23 protein-coding genes are annotated in these 22,740 nt (G+C 70.1%); 16 read left to right on the top strand and 7 right to left on the bottom strand.

Annotated elements, in window-relative coordinates; genetic code table 11:
* Positions 1 to 14: 14 nt before the first annotated feature.
* A complete protein-coding gene (locus tag ACQP2X_RS25815) occupies positions 15 to 1,346 on the bottom strand; it encodes a serine/threonine-protein kinase (protein WP_498686156.1) in 1,332 nt (443 codons plus the stop codon).
* Between the two features lie 21 nt (positions 1,347 to 1,367).
* Positions 1,368 to 3,041 (bottom strand): GMC oxidoreductase, encoded by a 1,674-nt coding sequence (locus ACQP2X_RS25810; RefSeq protein ID WP_498686154.1) that lies wholly within the window; start codon positions 3,039 to 3,041, stop codon positions 1,368 to 1,370.
* 48 nt (positions 3,042 to 3,089) lie between these two features.
* Between ACQP2X_RS25810 and ACQP2X_RS25805 the strand changes: the two genes are divergently transcribed.
* Both ACQP2X_RS25805 and ACQP2X_RS25800 read left to right on the top strand, forming a co-directional pair.
* Positions 3,090 to 3,854 carry an alpha/beta fold hydrolase gene (locus ACQP2X_RS25805; protein WP_498686152.1) on the top strand — a complete coding sequence of 255 codons (765 nt, stop codon included), beginning with the start codon at positions 3,090 to 3,092 and terminating at the stop codon, positions 3,852 to 3,854.
* A gap of 44 nt (positions 3,855 to 3,898) precedes the next feature.
* Positions 3,899 to 5,341, top strand: a complete 1,443-nt coding sequence (locus tag ACQP2X_RS25800; protein WP_498686151.1) for a flavin-containing monooxygenase — start codon at positions 3,899 to 3,901, stop codon at positions 5,339 to 5,341.
* Here ACQP2X_RS25800 and ACQP2X_RS25795 read toward each other — a convergent pair.
* The gene (locus tag ACQP2X_RS25795; RefSeq protein WP_498686149.1) at positions 5,320 to 5,805 is read right to left on the bottom strand and encodes a cysteine dioxygenase family protein; all 486 of its coding nucleotides are present in this window, start codon (positions 5,803 to 5,805) and stop codon (positions 5,320 to 5,322) included. The genes ACQP2X_RS25800 and ACQP2X_RS25795 overlap by 22 nt on opposite strands.
* Before the next feature lie 153 nt (positions 5,806 to 5,958).
* Between ACQP2X_RS25795 and ACQP2X_RS25790 the strand changes: the two genes are divergently transcribed.
* The 3 genes from ACQP2X_RS25790 to ACQP2X_RS25780 are packed head-to-tail and all read left to right on the top strand — an operon-like array spanning position 5,959 to position 7,966.
* Positions 5,959 to 6,372: a DUF1810 domain-containing protein gene (locus ACQP2X_RS25790; RefSeq protein WP_498686148.1), complete on the top strand. Its 414-nt coding sequence runs from the start codon at positions 5,959 to 5,961 to the stop codon at positions 6,370 to 6,372.
* 53 nt (positions 6,373 to 6,425) lie between these two features.
* Positions 6,426 to 6,749 carry a YciI family protein gene (locus ACQP2X_RS25785; RefSeq protein WP_498686146.1) on the top strand — a complete coding sequence of 108 codons (324 nt, stop codon included), beginning with the start codon at positions 6,426 to 6,428 and terminating at the stop codon, positions 6,747 to 6,749.
* Positions 6,746 to 7,966, top strand: coding sequence for an RNA polymerase sigma factor (locus tag ACQP2X_RS25780; protein WP_498686145.1), 1,221 nt, complete (start codon positions 6,746 to 6,748; stop codon positions 7,964 to 7,966). The genes ACQP2X_RS25785 and ACQP2X_RS25780 overlap by 4 nt, the downstream gene beginning before the upstream one ends.
* Here ACQP2X_RS25780 and ACQP2X_RS25775 read toward each other — a convergent pair.
* Both ACQP2X_RS25775 and ACQP2X_RS25770 read right to left on the bottom strand, forming a co-directional pair.
* Positions 7,928 to 8,953, bottom strand: coding sequence for an alpha/beta fold hydrolase (locus tag ACQP2X_RS25775; protein WP_498686144.1), 1,026 nt, complete (start codon positions 8,951 to 8,953; stop codon positions 7,928 to 7,930). The two genes, ACQP2X_RS25780 and ACQP2X_RS25775, sit on opposite strands and share 39 nt — an antisense overlap.
* Positions 8,950 to 9,942: a LacI family DNA-binding transcriptional regulator gene (locus ACQP2X_RS25770; protein WP_498686143.1), complete on the bottom strand. Its 993-nt coding sequence runs from the start codon at positions 9,940 to 9,942 to the stop codon at positions 8,950 to 8,952. Before ACQP2X_RS25770 ends, ACQP2X_RS25775 begins: the two co-directional genes overlap by 4 nt.
* Positions 9,943 to 10,103: 161 nt before the next feature.
* On the opposite strand from ACQP2X_RS25770, the gene ACQP2X_RS25765 reads away from it, so the two are divergent.
* The 10 genes from ACQP2X_RS25765 (at position 10,104) to ACQP2X_RS25720 (ending at position 18,243) form a co-directional block, all read left to right on the top strand.
* Positions 10,104 to 10,994 carry a carbohydrate ABC transporter permease gene (locus tag ACQP2X_RS25765; RefSeq protein WP_498661686.1) on the top strand — a complete coding sequence of 297 codons (891 nt, stop codon included), beginning with the start codon at positions 10,104 to 10,106 and terminating at the stop codon, positions 10,992 to 10,994.
* Positions 10,994 to 11,908, top strand: coding sequence for a carbohydrate ABC transporter permease (locus ACQP2X_RS25760; protein ID WP_498686142.1), 915 nt, complete (start codon positions 10,994 to 10,996; stop codon positions 11,906 to 11,908). The genes ACQP2X_RS25765 and ACQP2X_RS25760 overlap by 1 nt, the downstream gene beginning before the upstream one ends.
* 40 nt (positions 11,909 to 11,948) lie before the next feature.
* A complete protein-coding gene (locus tag ACQP2X_RS25755) occupies positions 11,949 to 13,295 on the top strand; it encodes an ABC transporter substrate-binding protein (RefSeq protein ID WP_498686139.1) in 1,347 nt (448 codons plus the stop codon).
* 8 nt (positions 13,296 to 13,303) lie between these two features.
* Positions 13,304 to 15,271, top strand: a complete 1,968-nt coding sequence (locus ACQP2X_RS25750; protein ID WP_498686138.1) for a beta-galactosidase — start codon at positions 13,304 to 13,306, stop codon at positions 15,269 to 15,271.
* A gap of 41 nt (positions 15,272 to 15,312) precedes the next feature.
* Entirely contained in the window at positions 15,313 to 16,017 is a 705-nt protein-coding gene (locus ACQP2X_RS25745) for an endonuclease V (protein ID WP_498686136.1), read from the top strand.
* Positions 15,980 to 16,618 (top strand): lipoyl(octanoyl) transferase LipB, encoded by a 639-nt coding sequence (gene lipB, locus ACQP2X_RS25740; protein ID WP_498686135.1) that lies wholly within the window; start codon positions 15,980 to 15,982, stop codon positions 16,616 to 16,618. Before ACQP2X_RS25745 ends, lipB begins: the two co-directional genes overlap by 38 nt.
* A gap of 106 nt (positions 16,619 to 16,724) precedes the next feature.
* Complete coding sequence (locus ACQP2X_RS25735; RefSeq protein ID WP_498686134.1) at positions 16,725 to 17,078, top strand: TM2 domain-containing protein; 354 nt, start codon at positions 16,725 to 16,727, stop codon at positions 17,076 to 17,078.
* Positions 17,003 to 17,320 carry a hypothetical protein gene (locus ACQP2X_RS25730; protein ID WP_498686133.1) on the top strand — a complete coding sequence of 106 codons (318 nt, stop codon included), beginning with the start codon at positions 17,003 to 17,005 and terminating at the stop codon, positions 17,318 to 17,320. Before ACQP2X_RS25735 ends, ACQP2X_RS25730 begins: the two co-directional genes overlap by 76 nt.
* Positions 17,321 to 17,587, top strand: a complete 267-nt coding sequence (locus tag ACQP2X_RS25725; RefSeq protein WP_498686132.1) for a hypothetical protein — start codon at positions 17,321 to 17,323, stop codon at positions 17,585 to 17,587.
* The gene (locus ACQP2X_RS25720; protein WP_498686130.1) at positions 17,584 to 18,243 is read left to right on the top strand and encodes a hypothetical protein; all 660 of its coding nucleotides are present in this window, start codon (positions 17,584 to 17,586) and stop codon (positions 18,241 to 18,243) included. The genes ACQP2X_RS25725 and ACQP2X_RS25720 overlap by 4 nt, the downstream gene beginning before the upstream one ends.
* A 46-nt stretch (positions 18,244 to 18,289) precedes the next feature.
* Here ACQP2X_RS25720 and helR read toward each other — a convergent pair whose 3' ends face one another.
* On the bottom strand, positions 18,290 to 20,410 hold the full coding sequence (gene helR / locus ACQP2X_RS25715; RefSeq protein ID WP_498686128.1) for an RNA polymerase recycling motor ATPase HelR: 2,121 nt from the start codon (positions 20,408 to 20,410) through the stop codon (positions 18,290 to 18,292).
* A 158-nt stretch (positions 20,411 to 20,568) separates the two neighbouring features.
* On the opposite strand from helR, the gene ACQP2X_RS25710 reads away from it, so the two are divergent.
* Positions 20,569 to 21,813: a vanadium-dependent haloperoxidase gene (locus ACQP2X_RS25710; RefSeq protein WP_498686127.1), complete on the top strand. Its 1,245-nt coding sequence runs from the start codon at positions 20,569 to 20,571 to the stop codon at positions 21,811 to 21,813.
* Positions 21,814 to 22,108: 295 nt separating this feature from the next.
* Here ACQP2X_RS25710 and ACQP2X_RS25705 read toward each other — a convergent pair whose 3' ends face one another.
* Positions 22,109 to 22,537: a hypothetical protein gene (locus ACQP2X_RS25705; RefSeq protein ID WP_498686125.1), complete on the bottom strand. Its 429-nt coding sequence runs from the start codon at positions 22,535 to 22,537 to the stop codon at positions 22,109 to 22,111.
* Positions 22,538 to 22,740: the final 203 nt, after the last annotated feature.

Raw genomic sequence — 22,740 nt, 5'->3', positions numbered from 1 at the left:
TATATGTAGTCGAACTACTTATGAAGGGCCGCCCGCAATATGCTGATGACCCCTGCCGGGTCCAGCGGGCGCTCCGGCCCGCCGGTGGTCAGCGGCCCGATCCAAAATGTCCATTGCAGACGGCCACCGGCGCGCCGGCAGGTGAGCACCGCGTGCGCCGAGCGGTTCCTGTCCGAATAGGGCGACACCGTCTCGCCCGGTCCATAACTCAAGGCCGCCGCGCCCAGCACTTTCGTCCCCCGGCCCGACAAATCGAACGCCTCCCGTGGCTGGAAGCGGACCCGCAGCCCGCCGACCGCTACCTCGCAGGCGGCGGCGTCGAGCCGGGCGTCCGGCAGCGCCTCGGCGATGTCGTCGAACGCGTCCTCGAGGATCGCCGACAGATCGGCCATCGCCTGGCGCCGCTCCTGCCGGCGGCGCTGCTCGGCGGTCGCCGTGGCGTTGACCGCGATGTCCTCGTCACGCCGCCGCTCCTCGTGCCGGCGGACGTCGTCGACCAGTCCCTCCTGGGCCGGTGTCAGCTTCTGCCGCAGGTTGTCGACGGCTTCGATGACCGCCCGGGCGTCCTGCGGCCGGTCGGCCGGCGTCTTGGCCACCAGCCGGGCGAGCAGCCGGGACAGCCGCGGCGGCAGGCCGGGCGTGTTCGGCGGCGCCTCGGTCAGATGCTGCCGTTCGAAGTCGTCCTCGGACGGGCCGGGGAAGGGGCGCTCGCCGGTGAACACCTCGTAGGCCAGGACGCCCAGCGCGTACAGGTCCGACTTGGCCGTTCCGCGCTGGTCGGTCCACACCTCCGGCGCCATGTACGGCAGGGTTCCGCCCCCGCCCGTCGTGTACGTGCCCGTGACCTCGGTCAGGATCCGCGACAGGCCGAAGTCGCTGATCTTCCATGTGTCGCCGAAGCGCAGCACGTTTCCCGGCTTCAGGTCGCGGTGCGCGATCGGGACGGCGGCCAGCTCGACCAGCCCCTCGGCCACCTGCCGCAGCACTTTCAGGCCGGCCTCGATGGTCATCGGGCCGTCCGCCAGGTCGTCGGCGAGGGAGCCGTCGGCCAGCGGCATCACGATCAGCAGATCACCGCCGTCGAACGCGATGTCGAGCGGCAGCACCAGATGTCCGGTGGCGTCACCCGTCCGGGCGGCCTCGGTGAGCCGGTCGCCGACCTCGATCTCGCGCTCGCGGACCCGCTCGGCCCGGGTGCTGGCCCATTTCAGCCGGACCCTCTTGACGGCGACCGGGGAACCGTCCACCAGCGACTTCCCGCGGAAGACCGCACCCATGCCGCCCTCGGAGCCGAACGCGTCGTCGTACTCCCACTCGCCGCCGTCGCGGCCCGGGAACTGTGGCATGCCCGCATGGTAGGGCAGCCCTCACAGCCGCAGCGCTCCCGGCGCGTCGGCGGGAACGGCCGGCCTGGCGGGTTCGACCGGGCTGATCCGGGTGTACGGCGAACCGAGCTCCGGGCGCGGATCCACGTCCCCTTTGTTCGGCCACAGGGCCACCGCCCGCTCGGCCATCGCCGTGATGGTCAGCGACGGGTTCACCCCCAGGTTGGCCGCGACCGCTGAGCCGTCGATCACGTGCAGGCCGGGATGACCGAACATCCGGTGGTACGGATCGACGACCCCCGTCTCGGCCGATGTTCCGATCGCGCAGCCGCCGAGGAAGTGCCCGGTCACCGGGCGTCCGATCAGCTCGGTCATGGCGCCCAGCGGCACCCCGTCGATCTCGGCGGCGACCCGGCGGGCCACGTCGTGCGCGGCCGGCACCCACTCGGGGTTGGGCTCGCCGACGCCCTGCCGGGTGCGCAGCCGGCCCCGTTTGCGATAGACGGTGATCGAGTTGTCCAGGGCCTGCATGGCCAGCAGCACCACGGTCTCGGTCGACCACCGGCGCGGCGACGTCATGAGCCGCAGATCGCGCCGGTCGCGTACCAGCTGCCGCAGCCCGGTGAGCAGGCGTGACCGCCCGCCCGCGTCGTCGACCAGCGTGGTCGCGAGCAGCGCGAGGAGGTTGCTGCCACGCCCGTACCGCACCGGCTCGACGTGGGTCGAGGCGTCGGGGTGGATCGAGGACGTGATGGCCACGCCCCGGCTGTAGTCGGCGTCGCGCCGCCGGGTGCGCGCGCCCAGGATCGACTCGGAGTTGGTGCGGCTCAGCTCGCCCAGCCGCGGCGACACGCGCGGCAGGGAGCCGCGGTCGCGCAGACGGTGCAGCAGACGCTGCGTACCCAGGGCCCCGGCCGCGAAGATCACCTGCCCGGCGGTGAAGACACGGCGGCGAACGCCGCCGGTGCGATGCGTGCGGACCTCGAAACCCCCTTGCGGGAGCGGTCGTACGTCGGTGACGGTCGTCAGCGGGTGGACAGCCGCACCGAGACGCTCGGCCAGATAAAGGTAGTTCTTGACGAGGGTGTTCTTCGCGCCGACGCGGCAGCCGGTCATGCAGGCGCCGCAATGGGTGCAGGCCGCCCGCGACGGACCGGCGCCGCCGAAGAACGGGTCCTCCACGGCCGCGTGGCCGCCGCTGTCCGGGTCGCGGCCGGGCTTTCCGAAGAGCACTCCCACCGGCGTACGGCGGAAGGTGTGACCGACCCCGAGATCATCCGCAACCGATCGCAGCGCCCGGTCCGAGGCGGTCTCCAGGGGGTTGACCGTCACGCCGAGCATGCGTTTGGCCTGGTCGTACGGCCCCGCGAGCTCCGCTTGCCAGTCGGTGACCGACGACCAGCGAGGATCGGTGAAGAACGTGCCGGGCGGTTCGTAGAGCGTGTTGGCGTAGCCGAGCGAGCCGCCGCCGACGCCCGCGCCGGACATGATGAGCACGTTGTCGAGCAGGGTGAGGCGCAGGATGCCGAAGCAGCGCAGCGCCGGAGCGTACACATAACGCCGCAGCCGCCACGACGTCTGCGGCAGCTCGTCGTCGGCGAACCGGCGGCCCGCCTCGAGCACACCGACCCGGTAGCCCTTCTCGGTGAGCCGCAGCGCGCTGACGCTGCCGCCGAAGCCGGAGCCGACGACGAGGACGTCATAGTCGTACGTCATGGGGTATGGTGGCGCCGTTGTTGGCGGGCTGTCAACAAGGAGGGCGCGGTGAATTTCCACCGGCAGGGCAGCGGAAGTCCCCTCGTGCTGATCCACGGCATCGGCAGCCGCTGGCAGGTGTGGCAGCCGATCCTCGGCGAGGTCGCTCGACATCACGACGTGATCGCGCTCGACCTGCCCGGCTTCGGCGCGTCCAAAGCGGACGGTGGTCCGGGCGACGTGCCCCATCTGGCCGACCGGGTGACCGCGTTCCTCGACCAGCTCGGCGTCACCCGGCCGGCGCTGGGCGGCAGCTCGCTGGGCGGCGCGGTCGCGCTGGAGCTGGGCCGCCGGGGTGTGGCCCGGTCGGTCACGGCGTTCTCGCCGGTCGGCTTCTTCGGCCCGGCCGGGGCGCGGTGGTGCCGGAGTGTGGTCGGCGTGGCGCGGGCCGGTGGGGCGGCCCTCGGCCCGGCGATGCCGTTGCTGATGCGCACGACACCGGGCCGGGCGGCGCTGTGCGGTGTCTTCTACGGGAAACCGGCCCGTCTCGATCCGGCCGAGTGTGTGTCCGACGCGCGAGCCCTGGTCGCCGCGCCGGGGTTCGGCGCGGCCCGCAAGAGGCTGGGGGAGTGGCGCTACGAGAGGGGCATGGTCGACGGCATCCCGGTGACGATCGCGTGGGGCACCCGCGACCTGGTGCTGCCCTACCGCCAGGCGGCGAGGGCCCGCGTCCTGATGCCCCGGGCCCGGCACGTGCGACTGCCGGGTTGCGGCCATCTCCCGTTCGCCGACGACCCGCGCACCTGCGCCCGTCTCCTTCTGGAAGCGAGCTGACATCGCTTATTGGCGGTGCGCCAACAAGCTGCTAACTTGTGTCAATGAATCCGCGGGTGCTCGTCATCGGGGCCGGTTTCGGCGGCATCGCCGCCGCCGTGGCGCTGCTCGAGGCCGGGTTCACCGACGTCGTCCTGCTCGAGCGGGCGTCCGAGATAGGAGGGGTGTGGCGCGACAACTCGTACCCGGGCTGTGCCTGCGACGTGCCCGCGCCCCTTTATTCGTACTCCTTCGCCCCGAACCCGGCCTGGAGCCGGCGGTTTCCGCCGCACCACGAGATCCTGGCCTACCTGCGGCGGGTGGCCGACGAGCGGGACATTACGCGGCGGGTGCGGCTGAACACCGACGTGGTCGAGGCGCGCTGGCAAGGCGGCCACTGGGTGATCACCACCGCCGGCGGTGAGCTGATCGAGGCCGACGTCCTCGTGCCGGCGGTCGGGCAGCTCACCAAGCCGGTCGTGCCGTCGCTGCCCGGCGCCGAGCGGTTCGCCGGTCCGGCCGTGCACACCGCCCGCTGGCGTCCCGGGCTGCCGATCGACGGGTGCCGGGTCGCCGTCGTCGGCACGGGTGCCAGCGCCATCCAGCTCGTGCCCGAGATCGCCGGCCGTGCCGCCCACGTGACAGTCTTCCAGCGCACGGCCCCCTGGACGCTGCCCCGGCCCGATCGTCGCTACGGCGCCGGCCGCCGCGTGGCGTACCACCGGATCCCGTCTCTCATGGGTCTTCCGCGGGCCGGCGTCTGGGCCATGACCATCGTGACCGGCCGGGCGCTGCTCGGCCGTCGCGTGTCGGGCGCGCTGCTGCGCGCCGTCTCGGGCGTGCAGCGGCGCTGGCAGGTGCGCGACCCGAAGCTGCGGGCCCAGGTCACCCCCGACGAGCCGATGGGCTGCAAGCGCGTCCTGTTCACCAGCGCCTGGCTGCCCACCCTGGCCCGGCCCGACGTCAGCCTGGTCACCGAGAAGATCGTCGAGGTCACGGCCGGCGGCGTCCGCACGGCCGACGGCGCCCTGCATCCGTGCGACCTGCTGGTCTACGCCACCGGGTTCGCCGCGTCCGACCTGGTCACCCCGCTGCGGATCGCCGGCCGCGACGGCGTCACCCTCGACGAGGAGTGGCGCGACGGGGCGTACGCCCATCTCGGCATGGCGGTTCCCGGCTTCCCCAACCTGTTTCTCATGTACGGCCCGAACACCAACACCGGCAACACGTCGGTGCTCTACTTCCACGAGTGCCAGGCCCGCTACCTGGTCCAGGCCGTCCGCCGGCTCGCGCGGGGGTCAGAGCCTCTGGAGGTACGCCGGGACGTCGCGGCCGCCTACGACGAGGAGATCCAGCGGCGCCTGTCGGGTTCGGTGTGGACCGCCTGCCAGAGTTGGTACCGCAACGCGGCCGGCCGCATCGTCACCAACTGGCCCGGCATGGCCTCGGAGTACAAGCGCCGCACGGCCCGCCTCGACCCCGCCGACTACGCGAACGGCGGCCGGTAGACGCTCACCCGCCGCGTCACCGGGTCGTACTCGTGCCGCTCCTGGGCGACGATGTCCGTCCCGTACACATGCACGGAGACCGCGTCCTCCTCGCCCAGCGCCTCCACGGTGTGGATGACCCCGTCGGGCACGACGCTGACGCCACCGGCCGCGTTCTCGAAGCTGCGCTCTTCATGGAGCCGGCCGTCCGCGTCCCGCCGGAACCAGGTCTCCCGCTCCCGCCCCCGATGAATCCCGATCACCGCCCACGCCCCGTGATCGTGGATCGGCGCCCGTGCCCCGGCCCGGAACACCGCCACCACGACCGAGCATTCGGGAGCCCGGTGCAGCGCGTGCAGCTGCCATTCCCTGTCCGGCTCCCTACCGCATTGCGGCCAGTCCCCACCGATCAGCCCCGGCAGGACCTCCCGCACCGCCTCCGGCCCTTCGGCCGCCGCCTTCACGATCCGGCTCACCTCATCCATGCCCCGACGCTAGGAACCGTCCCGCGCCGGCACATCCGTACCGGTACGGATTTCCGCGCCCGGCGTGCCGTGCGCCCGGCCACGATGACTTCGCCGTCGAACGCGCGGCGGAGTACTAGGCTCGGCGACTACACGCGGGACGGGGTGGGGACGATGACGGATCTGGACAGGTTCGTGTCGGCGCAGCGGGGTGTCTACGAGGACGCCCTCGACGAGATCAAGCGGGGGCGTAAGCGGACGCACTGGATGTGGTTCGTCTTCCCGCAGCTGGCCGGGCTCGGCTCCAGTTCGACCGCGCGGTTCTACGCGATCCGTGACCTGGCCGAGGCCCGGGACTATCTGGCCCATCCCGTGCTCGGCCCCCGGCTGGTCGAGATCTCCGAGGCCGCGGCGGCGTCGCCGGCGGCCACCGCCGAGCAGCTGTTCGGCTATCCCGACGACCTCAAGGCGCGGTCGTCGATGACGCTCTTCCGCCACGCGGACCCGGATCAGCCCGTCTTCGGCGCGGTTCTGGACAGGTACTACGACGGCGCGCCCGACCCTCGTACGGAAGAACTGCTCGCCTGACTGTCGGATCGGAGCCGAGCCGTTCGTTGCACAGGTGACCGAGGGAGATGGGCATGCGATATCTGGTTTCCGTGATCGATGACAAGAGCAACTCCGGCACCGACGACGAGATGGCCGCCATCCACGTGTTCAACGAGGGGCTCCAGGCCCGGGGGCACTGGGTCTTCGCGGGTGGGCTGGCCGATCCCAGCACGGCCACCGTGATCGACAACCGGGGTGGGGACGCCCTGGTCACCGACGGGCCGTTCGTGGAGACGAAGGAGTACATGGCCGGCTTCTGGGTGATGGAGGCGGACGATCTCGACGTGGCCCTCAAGCTGGCCGCCGACGGGTCGCGGGCCTGCAACCGCCGGGTCGAGGTGCGCCCGTTCCTGTGAGCGCGGTGGCGGCGGCCTATCGCGACGAATGGGCCCGGGTGGTCGCCGCCCTGTGCCGGCGTTTCGGTGATCTCGATGTCGCCGAGGAGGCCGCGGCCGAGGCGTTCGCCACCGCCGTCGAGCGATGGCCGGCCGACGGGGTGCCGCCGAACCCGGGGGCCTGGCTGACCACGACGGCCACGCGCAAGGCGGTCGACCGGCTGCGCCGGGAGGGCAAACGCGACGGCAAACAGCGGGAGGCTCTGATGCTGTACGACGACGGGCCGCCCGCGCCGGTCGGGGCCGTCGGCGACGAGCGGCTCCGGCTGATCTTCACCTGTTGTCATCCGGCGCTGGCCATGGAGACCCGGGTGGCGCTGACCCTGCGCATGGTGGGCGGGCTGACCGTGCCCGAGATCGCGCGGGCCTTCCTGGTCGGCGAGGTCGCCATGGGGCAGCGGATCACCCGGGCCAAGGGCAAGATCAAGGTGGCCCGCATCCCGTACCGGGTGCCGGCGGCCGAGGACCTGCCGGCGCGCGTGTCGGGTGTCCTCGCCGTGTTGTTCCTGGTCTTCAACGAGGGCTATCTGCTGCGGCCGGACCTGACCGCCGAGGCCATCCGGCTGACGCGGCTGCTGCGTGACCTGATGGCCGGCGACGGCGAGGTGGCCGGGCTGCTCGCGCTCATGCTGCTGACCGAGGCCCGCCGCCCGGCCCGGGTGGCGCCCGGCGGCGAGCTGATCCCGCTCGACGAGCAGGACCGGTCGGCCTGGGACGCGGAGCTGATCGCCGAAGGGCACCGGCTCGTGCGCGAGCGCCTGGCCAGCGGGATCGCGCCCGGCCGCTACCAGATCCTGGCCGCGATCAACGCCGTGCACACCGACGCCGGCGACTTCGCCGCCACCGACTGGTCGCAGGTCGTCGCCCTCTACGACCAGCTGGTCCGGCTCGACCCGTCGCCCGTCGTCGCCCTCAACCGGGCCGTGGCGGTGGCCGAGCTCGACGGCCCGGAGGTGGGGCTGGCCACCGTCGACGGTCTGGCCGAGCGGCTGGACGGCTATCACGCCTTCCACGCGACCCGCGCCGACCTGCTACGACGGCTGGGGCGCGGCGGGCCGGCCCGCGCGGCGTACGAGAAGGCGATCGGCCTGGCCGGCAACACGGCCGAGATCGCCTATCTGACCCGCCGCCGCGATGAGCTAAAGGTCGCGGTACCGGCGGATGAGCTCGATGCGTGAGCTCACCCCGAGCTTGCGATAGGCGTGCTCGATGTGGGTCTCCACGGTCCGCTCGCTGATGAACAGCCGCGCGGCGATGTCGCGAGCGGTCAGGCCCCGCACGGCCAGGGCCATGACCTCCTTCTCGCGGGGAGTCAACAAAGACAAGAGCGGGGGAGGAGGCCGTACGCCGGTGAGGAACTCCCCGATCGCCGCCAGCGGGGCCTCCGCGTCGCCGATCCAGGGCCAATGGTCGTCGCCCGCGAGCTCGGTCAGCCGGGCGTTCGGCAGGTGGGCGGCGACCCACCGGGAGTGCTCGACCGACAGCCACGGGTCGCCGGTGCGGTGCAGCAGCAGCGTGGGCACCTCGAGGCCGGGCAGGGCGTCGCGGAAGTCGGCCGCCGCGCACAGGCCGAACAGCTCGCGGGCCTGCCGGGGGCTGGCGGCGGCGCGGGCGTGCCGGACGAACCACTCGCGGTGGCGGGCATCGCCGGCCAGCGACGGGTTCATCGCGTCGAGCCCGGCGCCGGCCGCCCAGTGCTCGTCTACGCCGGCCAGCACCCCGGCCAGGAACGACGGTGTCCAGCCGGCCGGATAGCCGGGCGCCTCCAGCAGGCGGGCGTGACCGGCCCAGAGCACCAGTGAGCGCACGGACTCCGGATGGCGCAGCGCGTATTCCGTACAAATGGCCGCGCCGACCGCCACGCCGAAGAGCGCGGGGCATGCCGATCCGGCGGCGCGCAGCACGACCCGTACATCCTCAACCGCGTCACTCAGGGTGAGGCCGCCCGGGGCCGGATCGGACAGGCCGGTGCCGCGCCGGTCGAACAGGATGAGCCGGGCGAAACCGGCCAGCCCGCGCAGGAAGCGGGCCAGCCTCGGCTCCTCCCAGGCCAGGTCGAGGTGGGTGACGAAGCCCGGGAGGAAGAGCAGGTCCGGTCCGGTGCCGAGCACCTGGTAGGCGAGGCTGAGCTCGCCGTGGCGCGCGTACCGGACCTCCGGAGTCATGGCCGTGGCGGGGGTGGGGCGGTGCTCTCGCGGGTGACGAGCCGGGTCGGCACCAGGGCGCGGCCGGGCGGGGCGGCCTCGCCGCGGATCTGGTGCAGGAGGCGGTCGACGCAGCGCCGGCCCATCTCGGCGAAGTCCTGGTGGATGGTGGTGAGCGGGGGCAGGTAGGAGACCGCGTCGGGGATGTCGTCGAAGCCGACCACGCTGACCTCGTCGGGGACGCGGCGCCCGCGCTCGTGCAGGGCGCGCAGCACACCCAGGGCCATCTGGTCGTTGGCCGTGAAGACGGCGGTGCACGAGGGGTCGCCGGCGATCTCGAGGCCGGCCCGATAGCCGGATTCGGCCGACCAGTCGCCCTGGAGCATGGGCGGCACCGGGCGGCCGGCCTCGGTGAGCACGTCGCGCCAGGCCTGGGCCCGGCGGCCGGCCGAGAACGAGTCGGCCGGGCCGCTGACGTGCCGGACCGTGTCGTGGCCGAGGCCGAGCAGGTGGCTGACGGCCTGGCGGGCGCCGTCGGCCTGGTCGGTGTCGACCACCGGATAGCGGTCGCCGGCGTCGGAGTCGACCACCACCACCTGGGCGCCCGGCGGCAGCTCGAGGGCGACCGCGTCGAGCAGGTGGACTTCCATGATCACGATGACGCCGTCGACCGCGAGCTCGCCGAGGCGGGTGAAGGCGCCGAGCACGCCGTCCTGGGTGGGGCTGGCCACCGGGATCAGCGTTATCGCATATCCCTGCTCGGCCGCGTGGTTGGCGATAGCCTCGACCGTGCGGCTGTTGCCGGTGGTGGCCAGGGTGAACAGGATGACGCCGATGGTCCGGAACTCGCCGCGCTTGAGGGCGCGCGCGGCGCTGTTGGGCCGGTAGCCCAGCTCCTTCATCGCGTCGAGGACCTGCTGCCGCGTCGCATCGACGACACCGGGGTGCCCGTTCGAGACGCGCGACACCGTTTGGGAGGAGACCCCGGCCAGCCGGGCGACATCCGCCATGGAAACTCGCCGAACACTGCTTGACGACGATCGCACGCGGTGACACTATCGCACTCACGATGTTTACGTAAACATCGAACATTCGAAAACAAGAAGAAACATCGAACGACATCGGTGCATGATGTTTACGTAAACATCATCGCATCACTGAGAGGGTGACCATGGCGGTCCTCCAGCCGGCGGTGGCACGCCGGCGCCGCTCCTGGCGAGGCTGGCAGTTCGTCGGCCCGTTCATGCTGATCTTCGCGCTGGTCTTCCTGGCGCCGATCGTGTACTCGATCTACCTGAGCCTCTATCGCAACCAGCTTATCGGCGGCAACTCGTTCGTGGGCCTGGACAACTACACCCGGCTGTTCCAGGACAGCCAGTTCTGGGAGTCGTTCGGCCGGGTCGCGATCTTCCTGGTCATCCAGGTGCCGATCATGCTGATCCTGGCCCTGCTGGTGGCCCTGGCCATCGACAGCGGGCGGCTGTACGGCAAGGCGTTCTTCCGGGTCTCGATCTTCCTGCCGTACGCGGTGCCGGCGGTGGTCGCGACGCTGATGTGGGGCTTCATCTACGGCGATCAGTTCGGTCTCGTCGGCAACATCAACGACGCGTTCAACATCTCGCTGCCGAACCCGCTGTCCCCCCACCTCGCGCTCGCGTCCATCGGCAACATCGTGACGTGGGAGTTCATCGGCTACAACATGCTGATCTTCTACTCGGCGCTGCGGGTCATCCCGGGCTCGCTCTACGAGTCGGCCGCCCTCGACGGCGCCGGGCAGTTCCGGATCATCACGGCCATCAAGCTGCCGGCCATCCGGGGCGCGCTGTCGATCGCGACGATCTTCTCGATCATCGGCAGCTTCCAGCTGTTCACCGAGCCGGTCATCCTGCAGCCGCTCGCGCCGAACGCGATCACCACCTACTTCACCCCGAACCTGTACGCCTACCAGCTGTCCTTCTCGGGTCAGCAGTACAACTACGCCGCCACGGTCGCGATCATCATGGGCATCATCACCATGGTCATCGCGTACGTCGTGCAGCTGCGCGGAAACCGGGAGAGCTGATGACGACCTCGGTGGAAACCCGCCCCGGCAAGCCGCTCACGGTGCGGCAGTCCGCCCGCAAGAAGAAGCGGACCGGCAGCGTCACCCTGACCGTGCTGACCGCCCTGATGGCGCTCTACGCGCTGGTCCCGCTGGGCTGGCTGCTGATCAACTCGACGAAGACCCAGGGCAGCCTGTTCACCACCTTCGGGCTCTGGTTCGACTCGGACGGCAACTTCGCCCTCTGGCAGAACATCCACGACACCTTCACCTACAACGACGGCATCTTCCTGCGGTGGTTCGGCAACACCCTGCTGTACGTCGTCGTGGGCGCCGGTGGCGCGACCCTGCTGGCCGCTCTCGCCGGCTACGGCCTGGCGAAGTTCAAGTTCGTCGGCAAGCGCGCGGTCTTCGCGATCGTGCTGGGCGCGGTCGCGGTCCCCGGCACCGCGCTCGCCGTGCCGACGTTCCTCCTGTTCAGCAAGCTGGGCCTGACCAACACGCCGTGGGCCGTGATCATCCCGTCGCTGATCACGCCGTTCGGCCTCTACTTGATGTGGACCTTCGCGGCCCAGGCGATCCCGGACGAGATGCTCGAGGCGGCCCGGATGGACGGGGCGGGCGAGTTCCGCACCTTCTTCCGCATCAGCGTCCCGCTGCTCGCCCCCGGCATCGTCACCGTGGCCCTGTTCAGCATCGTCGCGACCTGGAACAACTACTTCCTGCCGCTGATCATGCTCAAGGACCCGGACTGGTACCCGCTCACCGTCGGCCTCAACGCGTGGAACGCGCAGTCGACGACCGCCGGCGGCGAGGCCGTCTACAACCTGGTCATCACCGGCTCCCTGCTCACCATCCTGCCGCTCCTGGCGGCGTTCCTCCTGCTTCAGCGCTATTGGCAGTCCGGCCTGTCCGCCGGCTCCGTAAAAGAGTGATCTGCCGCTTGCGGCCTACCTGAGAGTGAAAGGTCCTTACATGTCGAAGCTCCTGAAAGTCGGGGCGGCGGCCACTGCGGCCCTGCTGTCCCTCGGCCTCGCCGCTTGCGGCGGTGGCGACGACGACTCCAGCTCGTCGGGCCCCTCGTCCACCGTCTCCGACGCCGACGTCACCGCGGCGCTGGAGAAGGGCGGCAACCTGACGGTGTGGGCCTGGGAGCCCACCCTGAAGAACGTCGTCACCGAGTTCCAGAAGAAGTACCCGAACGTCAAGGTCGACCTGGTCAACGCCGGCACCGGCAACGACCAGTACACCGCCCTGCAGAACGCCGTGGCCGCCGGCAAGGGCATCCCGGACGTCGCGCAGATCGAGTACTACGCGCTGCCGCAGTTCGCCCTGGGCAAGTCGCTGACCGACCTGTCGGGCTTCGGCGCCGAGAACCTCAAGGCCGACTTCGCCCCGGGCCCGTGGAACTCGGTCCACTCGAGCAACGTGGCCTACGGCCTGCCGATGGACTCGGGCCCCATGGCGCTGTACTACAACAAGAACGTCTTCGACAAGTACGGCATCAAGGTCCCCACCACCTGGGACGAGTACCTCGACGCGGCCCGCAAGCTGCACAAGGCCGACCCGAAGGCGTACATCACCAACGACACCGGTGACGCGGGCTTCACGACCTCGATGATCTGGCAGGCCGGCGGCAAGCCCTACACCGTCGACGGCACCAACGTCACTATCAACTTCCAGGACGAGGGCTCGAAGAAGTTCGAGCAGGTCTGGCAGACGCTGATCACCGAGAAGCTGATCGCCCCGATCTCCAGCTGGTCCGACCAGTGGTTCCAGGGCATGCAGAACGACACCATCGCCACCATCGCGACCGGCGCCTGGATGCCGGCCAACTTCGTCTCCAGCGCCCCCGCCGCCTCCGGCAAGTGGCGCGTGGCCGACATGCCGCAGTGGACCGCCGGCGCCAACGCCTCGGCCGAGAACGGCGGCAGCGCCCTGTCGCTGATGAACAAGGGCCTCAACAACAACCAGGCCCTGGCGTACGGCTTCACCAAGTTCGCCAACGACGGTGACGGCGTGCAGATCCGCGTCGACGGTGGCGCCTTCCCGGCCACCACCAAGCAGCTCAGCGACTCGAAGTTCCTGAACTCGGAGTTCAAGTACTTCGGCGGCCAGAAGGCCAACGAGATCTTCGCCAAGTCGTCGCAGAACGTGGTGACCGGCTGGACCTACCTGCCCTTCCAGGTCTACTCGAACAGCATCTTCAACGACACCGCCGGCAAGGCGTACGTCTCCAGCACCACCCTGGCCGACGGCCTGAAGGCGTGGCAGGACCAGTCCGCGAAGTACGGCAACGAGCAGGGCTTCACCGTTAAATGAGCAACCCAGTGACACCCCGTTGGCTGCGTACCGGCTCGCGAATCGAGTACGGCGCGGACTACAACCCGGAGCAGTGGCCGCGGGAGGTGTGGGACGACGACGTCCGCGCGATGCGCGAAGCCGGCGTCACCATCGTCTCCCTCGCCATCTTCTCGTGGGCCCGGATCGAACCGGCCGACGGCCGGTACGACTTCGCCTGGCTCGACGAGGTGATGGACCTGCTCCACGCCAACGGGATCTCGGTCGACCTGGCCACGGCGACGGCATCACCGCCGCCGTGGCTGACCACCGCGCACCCGGAGATCCTGCCCGTCAACCACGAGGGGCAGATCCTCTGGCAGGGTGGCCGCCAGCACTGGCGGCCCACCTCGCCGGTCTTCCGGGAGTACGCGCTGCGCCTGGTCCGCACCATGGCGCAGCGGTACGCCGACCACCCCGCGCTGGTCGCCTGGCACGTCTCGAACGAGCTGGGCTGCCACAACATCTACGACTACTCCGACGACGCGGCCCAGGCCTTCCGGGTCTGGCTGCGCAACCGCTACGGAACGGTCGAGGCGCTGAACGAGGCGTGGGGCACGGCCTTCTGGGCGCAGCGCTATGGCGAGTGGGACGAGATCCTGCCGCCGCGGCTGGCCGCGTCCTTCCCGAACCCGACCCAGCAGTTCGACTTCAAGCGGTTCTCCTCCGACGTCCTCAAGGACTATCTGCGGGCCGAGAAGGAGATCCTGCGCGAGCTCACCCCGGACGTCCCGGTCACCACCAACTTCATGGTGATGGGCGAGACCAAGGGCATGGACTACGCGGACTGGGCGGCCGAGGTCGACTTCGTCTCGAACGACCACTACCGGCTGCCCGGCGCGCAGAGCCTCGACGAGCTGTCGTTCTCGGCCAACCTGACCGGCAACATCGCCGGCGGCCGGCCGTGGTTCCTGATGGAGCACTCGACCAGCGCGGTCAACTGGCAGCCGGTCAACCTGGCCAAGCGGCCGGGGGAGCTGTCCCGCGACGCGCTGACCCACGTGGCCCACGGCGCCGACGCGGTCTGCTACTTCCAGTGGCGGCAGTCGCGGGCGGGCGCCGAGAAGTACCACTCGGGCATGGTGCCGCACGCCGGCACGGACAGCCAGCTGTTCCGTGACGTGGTGGCCCTGGGCTCGCGCCTGCGTGACCTGTCGTACGTGCAGGGCAAGCGCCGCACGCCCGCGAAGGCGGCGATCCTGTTCGACTGGGAGTCCTGGTGGGCTTCCGAGCAGGACTCGCACCCGACCGAGCTGCTGCGCTACCGGCAGGAAGCCCTCGACTGGTACACGACGTTCCTGGACCTCGGTGTCCGGGTCGACGTGCTGCCGGCCGCATCGGATTTCAGTGGCTACGACCTGGTCGTGGCCCCGATCCTGCACGTGATGCCGTCGGCCCTGGCCTCCCGCCTGACCTCCTTCGTGGAGAACGGCGGGCACCTCGTGGCGACGTACTTCTCGGGCATCGTCGACGAGAACGACCACGTCTGGCTCGGTGGCTATCCGGGCCCGCTGCGCGACCTGCTCGGCCTGCGCATCGAGGAGTTCGCGCCGCTGCTGGCGGGCGACACGGTGGCGCTCTCGGACGGACTCGAGGGCACACTGTGGAGCGACCGGATCGACCTGATCGACCCGGCCACCGAGGTCCTCGCCACGTACAAGACCGGCGACTACGCCGGGCGCCCGGCGGTCACCCGCCGCGCGGCCGGTAAGGGTTCGGCGGCGTACGTCTCGACCAAGCTGGCCCCGAACGCCCTGGCCCCGCTGCTCAAGGACCTGGCCGGCCGGGCCGGCGTGGTCAGCGAGCTCCCGTCGGAGCTGCGCGGCCGGGTCGAGCTGACCGTCCGCGAGGGTGTCCGCTTCGTCGTCAACCGCACCGACGAGCAGCTGGACATCAGCTCGCTCGGCGGCCCGGAGCCGACGCTGGCCGCCCGCGGCGTGGCGGTCCTGCCCGCTTGAGATGGCAGGGGGAGCATCCCGGAGCCGGTATCGTCTCCGGGATGCTCCCGTTCGAGGCCGCGGCGATCCAGGAGGAGCTCCGCGCACGGCTGGTCCTGCCACCGCCGGGCTTCGAGGTCCCACCGACGGTCGTGGGCCTCGACGTCACTTACAAAGACTCCTTCGGCGTCGCGGCAGCGGTGGTCATCGACGTGGCGACCCTCTCGGTCGTCGAGGCCGTCACCGCGTCCGGGCCGGTCACCTTCCCGTATGTGCCGGGACTGTTGGCCTTCCGTGAACTGCCCCTGCTCCAAGACGCTCTCGCGCGTTTGCCGGTCGCTCCGCGCCTGATCATCTGCGACGGTTACGGTGTGGCGCATCCGCGCCGGTTCGGTCTGGCCTCCCATCTCGGCGTCCTTCTCGACACTCCGTGCTTCGGGATCGCCAAGACCCCCTATGTCGGGATTTATCCGCCGGTAGCGGATGCTCGTGGCTCCTGGTCGGACATGGTGGATGATGGTGAGATCGTGGGGCGCGCCGTGCGTACACAATCTGGTGTGAAGCCCGTCTTCGTCTCGGCCGGGCACCGGATCGCGCTGGAGGACTGCACTGCCTTGGCCGTACGGCTGAGCGGGCGCTACCGCATCCCGGAACCGACCCGCCAGGCCGACATCCTGTCCCGGCGGCGTCTCGCAGATCACCTGTCGGCGGCCGGGGAGGAGTGGCACCATGGCGGCCATGGTGGACAGCTCGCTGCACCGGGTTGATCTCGGCGAGGTTCCGTACGACGAAGGCCTCCGGCTCATGTCCCAGTGGGTCGACGAGCGGCGCGACGGGCGTGCGCCCGACCGGCTCTTCCTGTTGACCCATCCGGAAGTGATCACGTACGGCAAGCACACGCCGGTCTCCGATCTGCCGGTGGATCCAGGGTTTCCGGTCGTGCCGGTCGACCGTGGCGGCCACGCGACCTATCACGGGCCCGGGCAGCTCGTCGGCTATCTGGTGATGAACCTGCGCGGTGGGGGACCGGCCGACGTGGTGCGCTGGCTGGAGACGTCGCTGATCGAGGGGCTGGCCTCGCTCGGTTACGAGACGGTCCGGCGCGACACCCCCAAGGGCGCCGACAGCCTGGTCGGCGTGTGGACGCCGGAGCACCACAAGCTGGTGTCCATCGGCATGCGCATCCGCGGCGGCATCACCTCGCACGGCTTCGCCCTGAACATCGACCCCGACCTGACGGTCTTCGACCGCTTCACCGCCTGCCGCCTGCCCGGCGTCGAGATGACGTCCTTGCGCCGCATCTCGGGAGTCACCCCCGACGAGGCCGCCGTCCGCGACGCGATCGCGAAGCACCTCGGCGCCGGGTGAAAGTCACGTCGATCCGCCCGCTCACCCGCTGCGTAATAATCGACATGGCTCAGAAAAACGCCCCGCCCGCAGCGACCGGCCCGGTCTCCGTCGGCGACGTGTGCGCATGGATCTGACAGCGGCCCGCGCCGAGTTCGAGTTCGACGCCGTCAAGAAGAACACCCGCGTGGCGTACGCCCTGTGGTGCCTGACGGGAATCTTCGGTGGCCACCGTTTCTACCTGGGCGACACGGCCCGCTCGATCGCCATGCTCTTCACCCTGGGCGGCCTGGGAGTCTGGACCCTGCTCGACGTCTTCTTCATCGCCCGCCGCGTCCACACCGTCAACAGCTCCCGCCGGGCCGCTATCATGGCCCGCCACGGTCTGGTGGAGGGGACATCACAGTGGACGGTCAACCGACGTGGCTGCACAACGAACGGTCCTACCGCGTCTACGTCCGCGGTCTCCGGTACGCCCTGATCGGCTTCGCCTCGGCCCTGGCCTGCGGCGCGGTGGGCGCCTCGGGCGTGATCGGCCGCTGGGTGCCGCTGGCCGGCGTAGCGGCCGCTTTCGTGCTGACATTCACGTCCGTGCTCACCGGCATGGCCGCCTGGTTCCTCATCCCCGACAAGCCCCGGGCGAACGCCGACCAGCCGGCCTTCCTGCGCATGGTCGGCCACGACCTCTTCCGCGGCCTGCCCTCGACGAAAGCCTCCGGCTGAGTGACCCGGACCTCCGACGAGCTGCTCGCCACCGTCCTGGACGCGTCGATCGCGGGCATCGGCGCCGCGGCCGCCGACCCCCGCTACCTCGACCGGCGCGCGATCGTCCGGATGGCCGACGTCGAACCGGAGCGCCGGCAGTGGATGATCGAGCGGGCGGGACCGGGCTTGGCCCAGCTTCTCGGGCCACCACGGGACAAACGCCGGCACGGGGAAGCCCACGGCGTTGTCCACGATTCGATCACTCGTGGGATCTTAGGACGATGAGCTTCGACCTCCAGCTGACCCGCGTGGTGCCGGCCTTCTACTCGGCGCGGTTCCCCATCCAGGAGGCCGAGGTCGTCGCGTACGTCGAGCAGGCGCCGGACATGATCATGGCGCCCTGGTTGACGCCTGGTTACCCCGGCCGTTTCATCAACGTGGACGGTGCTGGCTGGACCCGGCTCACCGACGGCATGGTGGCGGTGAAGAACCCGGACGACGGCGTCTATCGGCGGATGGCGGCGATGGCGGCCGCGTTGGACGCCTGGATGTTGGTGGAGTGGGTCCAGTTCGTCATTGTGGAAGGGGACCGCGTCTCCGAGCGGGAGGTAGGACTGGCCGACCTTCCGCATCCTCGCTACTTCGTGGCGCGCGACGCCCCGATCGGCGCGGACGAGTGGGCCGGCGCGGTGGCGACACTGGACGATTTCGTCTGGGAGACGCGCATCAAGGCGCGCCTCCCTTCCGGGCGTAAATGGATCGCCTGCCCGCCCGTGGCGTGCTGGACCGGGCACCCGACCGGTGAGCTCGTTCCGTTTCACCTCGACGAGGATGAGGGCGTCGACGTGTGGCAGCCCGACGCGCTCACCCTCGATCGGATGCGGGGGCTGGCGGCGGTGCTCGGCGGCTGGGTCAGTGACGAGTCCGGAAGGCGTGCTTGAGGACGTACGCCGCGACGCCAGCGAGCCCTGCAAGCAACTCTTTGTTTCAGGGCTTCTCAGTCAGGATCACCAGCTGCTGGGTGGCCCTGGTCATCGCGACGTAGCGGTCGACCGCGCCGTCGTACCCCTCCGGGTCGATCAGCACGACGAGGTCGAACTCCAGGCCTTTCGACAGTTCGGGCGTCAAGGATCTGATCTTGGGGTGCGGGGACGGAGCGGGCGTACGGCTGATCACGCAGGCCACGCCCTCGCCCTCCTCGTGTTCGGCGAGCCATGATGCCAGGATGCCGTCGAGGTCTCCGATCGAGCCGTGCACGACGGGCCGGCCGCTGCGGCGGATCGAGGTCGGCACGTTCGCGTCGGGCAGGGCAGCCCGGATGACCGGGGCCGCTTCGGCCATGACCTCCTCCGGCGTCCGGTAGTTGATCGTCAGCGACGCCTGCTCGACGTGGTCGAGGCCGACCCGGGCCAGCCGCTCGCCCCACGACTCGGTGAACGGGCGGCGGGCCTGGGCCCGGTCCCCGACGATCGTGAAGCTGCGCGACGGGCACCGCAGCAGCAGCATCTGCCACTCCGCGTCGGTCAGCTCCTGCGCCTCGTCGACCACGATGTGCGCGAACGGCCCGGCCAGCAGATCCGGGTCCGCCTTGGGCAGCACCGACTCGTCGACCAGCACGTCGCGCAGGTCCTGCTGGACCAGCATCTTCATCAGGCCCTCGCCGTCGTCGTACTGGGCCGAGTCGATCAGGTCGTCGACCACGCGGTCCATCCGCGCACGCTGGTCCGCCACGGCCGCCTCCTGCCGCCGCCGGCGCCGCGATTCCTCCGGGTCGCCGACGCGCTGCCGGGCCGCGTCGAGCAAGGGCAGATCGGCGGTGGTCCAGGCTTGCGGTTCGGTGCGCTGCAATTGACGTACGTCATCAGGGGTGAGCCAAGGCGCGCAGCGCCGCAGATAGGCCGGCACGGACCAGAGATCGCCCACGATGTCCTCGGCGTGCAGAATCGGCCACGCCCGGCCGAACGCGCTCGCCAATTCGTGACTTCGCGCCAGCGAGCGCGGGTCCGTGTCGTGTTTCGCGGCCAGGATCGTCAGCAACTCCTCCCAGACCTGGTCGCGGCCTTCGTTGTGCGGCGTGCCCGGCCCCGGCGCCTCGAACGCCTCGGCCCAGTCGTCCGCCGTCACCCGGATCTCGGCGTCGTCCGTCGTCACTGTCAGGCCCTGGCGCGGCGGCTCCTCGTAGAAGCGGACGGCCGCCTCGATCGCCGTCACCATGCGGGCCCCGGCTTTCAGCCGGGCCACGTCCGGGTCGCTCTCCGGGGTGGCCAGGCTTCCCTGGGGTACGAGGTCACGCAGCGTGCAGGTCTGGACGTCCTCCTCGCCGAGGCTCGGCAGCACGTCCGAGACGTACGCCAGATAGGGCTCGTGCGGTCCGACGAAGAGCACGCCGCCCTGGCGGTGCCCCAGGCGCGGGTCGGAGTAGAGCAGGTACGCCGTGCGGTGCAGCGCGACCACCGTCTTGCCGGTGCCGGGCCCGCCGTCGACCACGAGCGCGCCCCGCGACCCGGCCCGGATGATGGCGTCCTGGTCGGCCTGGATGGTGCCGAGCACGTCGCGCATCCTGGCCGACCGGTTGGTGCCGAGGCTGGCCACGAAGGCCGACTGGTCGTCGAGGGCCGCGTTGTTCACCAGCCCGTCCGGCGTGAACACCTCGTCCCAGTAATCGGTCACCCGCCCCCGGGTCCACCGGTAGCGGCGACGGCTGACCAGGCCCATGGGGTTGGCGTGGGTGGCGCCGAAGAACGGCTCGGCCGCCGGTGACCGCCAGTCGACGAGCAACCGCCGCCCCTGGCTGTCGGTGAGCCCGAACCGCCCGATGTACACGGGCTCGCCGTCGCCGTCCGCGACCATGCGCCCGAGGCAGATGTCCAGGCTGTAGCGGCGCAACGAGCGCAGCCGGGCGGTCAGCCGCTTGACCGCGTCGTCCCGGTCGACCGCCTGGCGGCCCATGCCCGCGGGCGCCTTCCGCTCGACCTCGAGGCGCGCGGTCAGCTCGGCGACCGACTCGGCCAGGCTCTGCGCGATGACGGCGAAATGCTTGTCGTCCTCGGCGATCAAGGCCGGGTCGGCCTTGGCCGCGAGATTGTCCGGCAGATCGAATGCGTGCATGTAAATATCCCCCGAGAATCGCCGACAATTCGGCCATTCTGCGGCACTACCGGGCTCTTGCCGCAAGACCCCCTATGTGCTATATGTTGGAAGTGGCGAGAGGTGCTTTTTACTTCTCGTCTTTTTCTTTGGCGTCCTATATCGACGATCGTAACTTCATGGTTCTCTCACCGATCCTCGCCGGCTTGCTGACGCTGACACTCACACCGGCGCCCGTCGCCACCGCTGCCCCGGCACGCGCCAATGCCGTGGTCACCTGGAACGCACACGCCCAGACGGCCATCTACGAGGTGGCCCGCCAGGCGCCGTACGTGGCCCCGCGCAGTTTCGCGATGGTGCACGGTGCCGTCTACGACGCCGTGAACGCCATCGCCGGCACCCCGTATGAGCCGTACCTGATCGCACCAAGGGCCCATCGCACGGACTCGGCCGACGCCGCGGTGGCCGCGGCGGCGTACTCCGTGCTCCTCGATCTGTTCCCCGCCCAGAGCGAGGCGCTGCGCGAGCAGTACGACGACGCGCTGGCCGCGATCCCGGCCGGCCGGTCGAAGGCTGCGGGCATCGCCGTCGGCGCCCGAGCTGCCAACGCGATGATCGCCGCCCGCCGCGGCGACGGCGCCTTCGAACCGGCCACCTGGAACATCTCGGCCGAGCCCGGCCAGTGGCGCCCGACCCCGCCGACGTTGGCCGCCGACGGCGCCTGGGTCGGCGACCTGAAACCGTTCGTCATCCGGAGCACCACCATGTTCCGCACGGCCGGGCCGCCGCCGCTGACCAGCGCCCGCTACGCCGCCGACCTGAATGAGGTGAAGGCGGTGGGCGGCGCCACCAGCACGGTCCGCACCGCCGACCAGACCGAGGCGGCGATCTGGTGGCACGATCGCCGCCTGACCGAATGGGAGATCAAACGCCAGGTGGCCACCCGCCAGCACCTGATGACGTTGCAGGCGGCCCGCTTCTTCGCGATAGCCGAGATCGCCAACGCCGACTCGCTCATAGCGTGCTTCAACGAGAAGAAGCACTGGAACTTCTGGCGCCCGGTCACGGCGGTGCAGCTGGCCGACACCGACGGCAACCCGCGGACGACGGCCGACCCGGCATGGATGCCATTGCTGGTGACCCCGCCGTTCCCCGACTACACGTCAGGCCACACGTGCTCGACGTCAACCATCATGGCCACGATGCGAGCGTTCTTCGGCCGCGACGACATACCGTTCAGCGCCTACAGCGCCGACGCGGGCACAATCCGTTCGTTCACAAGCTTCTCCGGCGCTTTGGCCGAGGTGGTCGAGGCCCGCGTCTGGGGCGGCGTCCATTTCCGCTCAGCCGACGTCCAGGGCGTAAAAATCGGAAACGGCGTCGCGGCGTACGTCCTCAGACACGCTTTCCAGCGCCGTCATTGATCCGGGGCGCGTCGCCGAGGCCCAGAGCCCGACCGGTCACACCGAAATCGGGACAGGCCTCGGCGAGCCCGGAGATTCCCGGTGACCGAATGGGCCGGTATTTTTTGAAGCCGGCGCGTTCCTGGTCCGTTTCTGCTCTGACCAGCAGAGGACCTCGGAGTCAATTTTCACCCTCGGCCTGCTGGTCAGCGTCACCGTCCCGGCCGCGTCGTGGCAAGACCGCGACGGCGCTGCTGGCGTCTACCTGTTCACGCCGATCCGGTTCGTGTTTGCCGAACAGGGCTTCGCCGGCCGGCTACCTGAGTGAGCCGCCCGCACGTTGACCATGGTGATCGATATCGTGTGCAAGCCGGCCGACCAGCGCGGATTCGCCGTCCACCGCAGACGATGGGTCGTCGAGCGAACGCTGGCCTGGCTGACCGCCCATCGTCGATTGGCCCGCGACTAGGAACGCGATCCGGAAGTCTCCGAGGAACTGATCCGCTGGGCCGCGACCAATCAGATGCTGCGTCGCGTCGGCCGGGGCAAACCCGCCGCCCGACAACAACGCCGCAACCTGCTCTAAACACTCACTTGAATCCACTTCGGGCAGGCGGTTGCTAATCGCGCCTACCTGAATTCCTTCGATTTGGCGTGATCGTTTCTTTGGTGTCGATCTCCGGGGTGCGGGATAATGGTTCATGGCGCAGCTGGGGTTCTTTTCGAGGTCGGTTATTGCTGGCATGCGGGATTGGTCGGGGGTGCCGAGTCATTCGCCGGAGATGGTGGAGTTCCGGCGTGATCGAGTGGAGCGGCGGCGGTGGGGTCTGAAACGGCGTCATGCGTTGAAGTTGTGTCGCTTGCATGGTTGTTCGCGGCTGTGCGGGGAGTTAGGTCTGCATGATTCGACCGAGCGGATACCGCCGTTAGTCTGGGATGAGGCGGTCA

This window comes from Actinoplanes sp. CA-131856 (assembly GCF_050956135.1).
Lineage (GTDB): Bacteria > Actinomycetota > Actinomycetes > Mycobacteriales > Micromonosporaceae > Actinoplanes.
The sequence above is the reverse complement of the archived record's forward strand: the minus strand, read 5'-3'. Positions and strand labels throughout refer to the sequence as shown.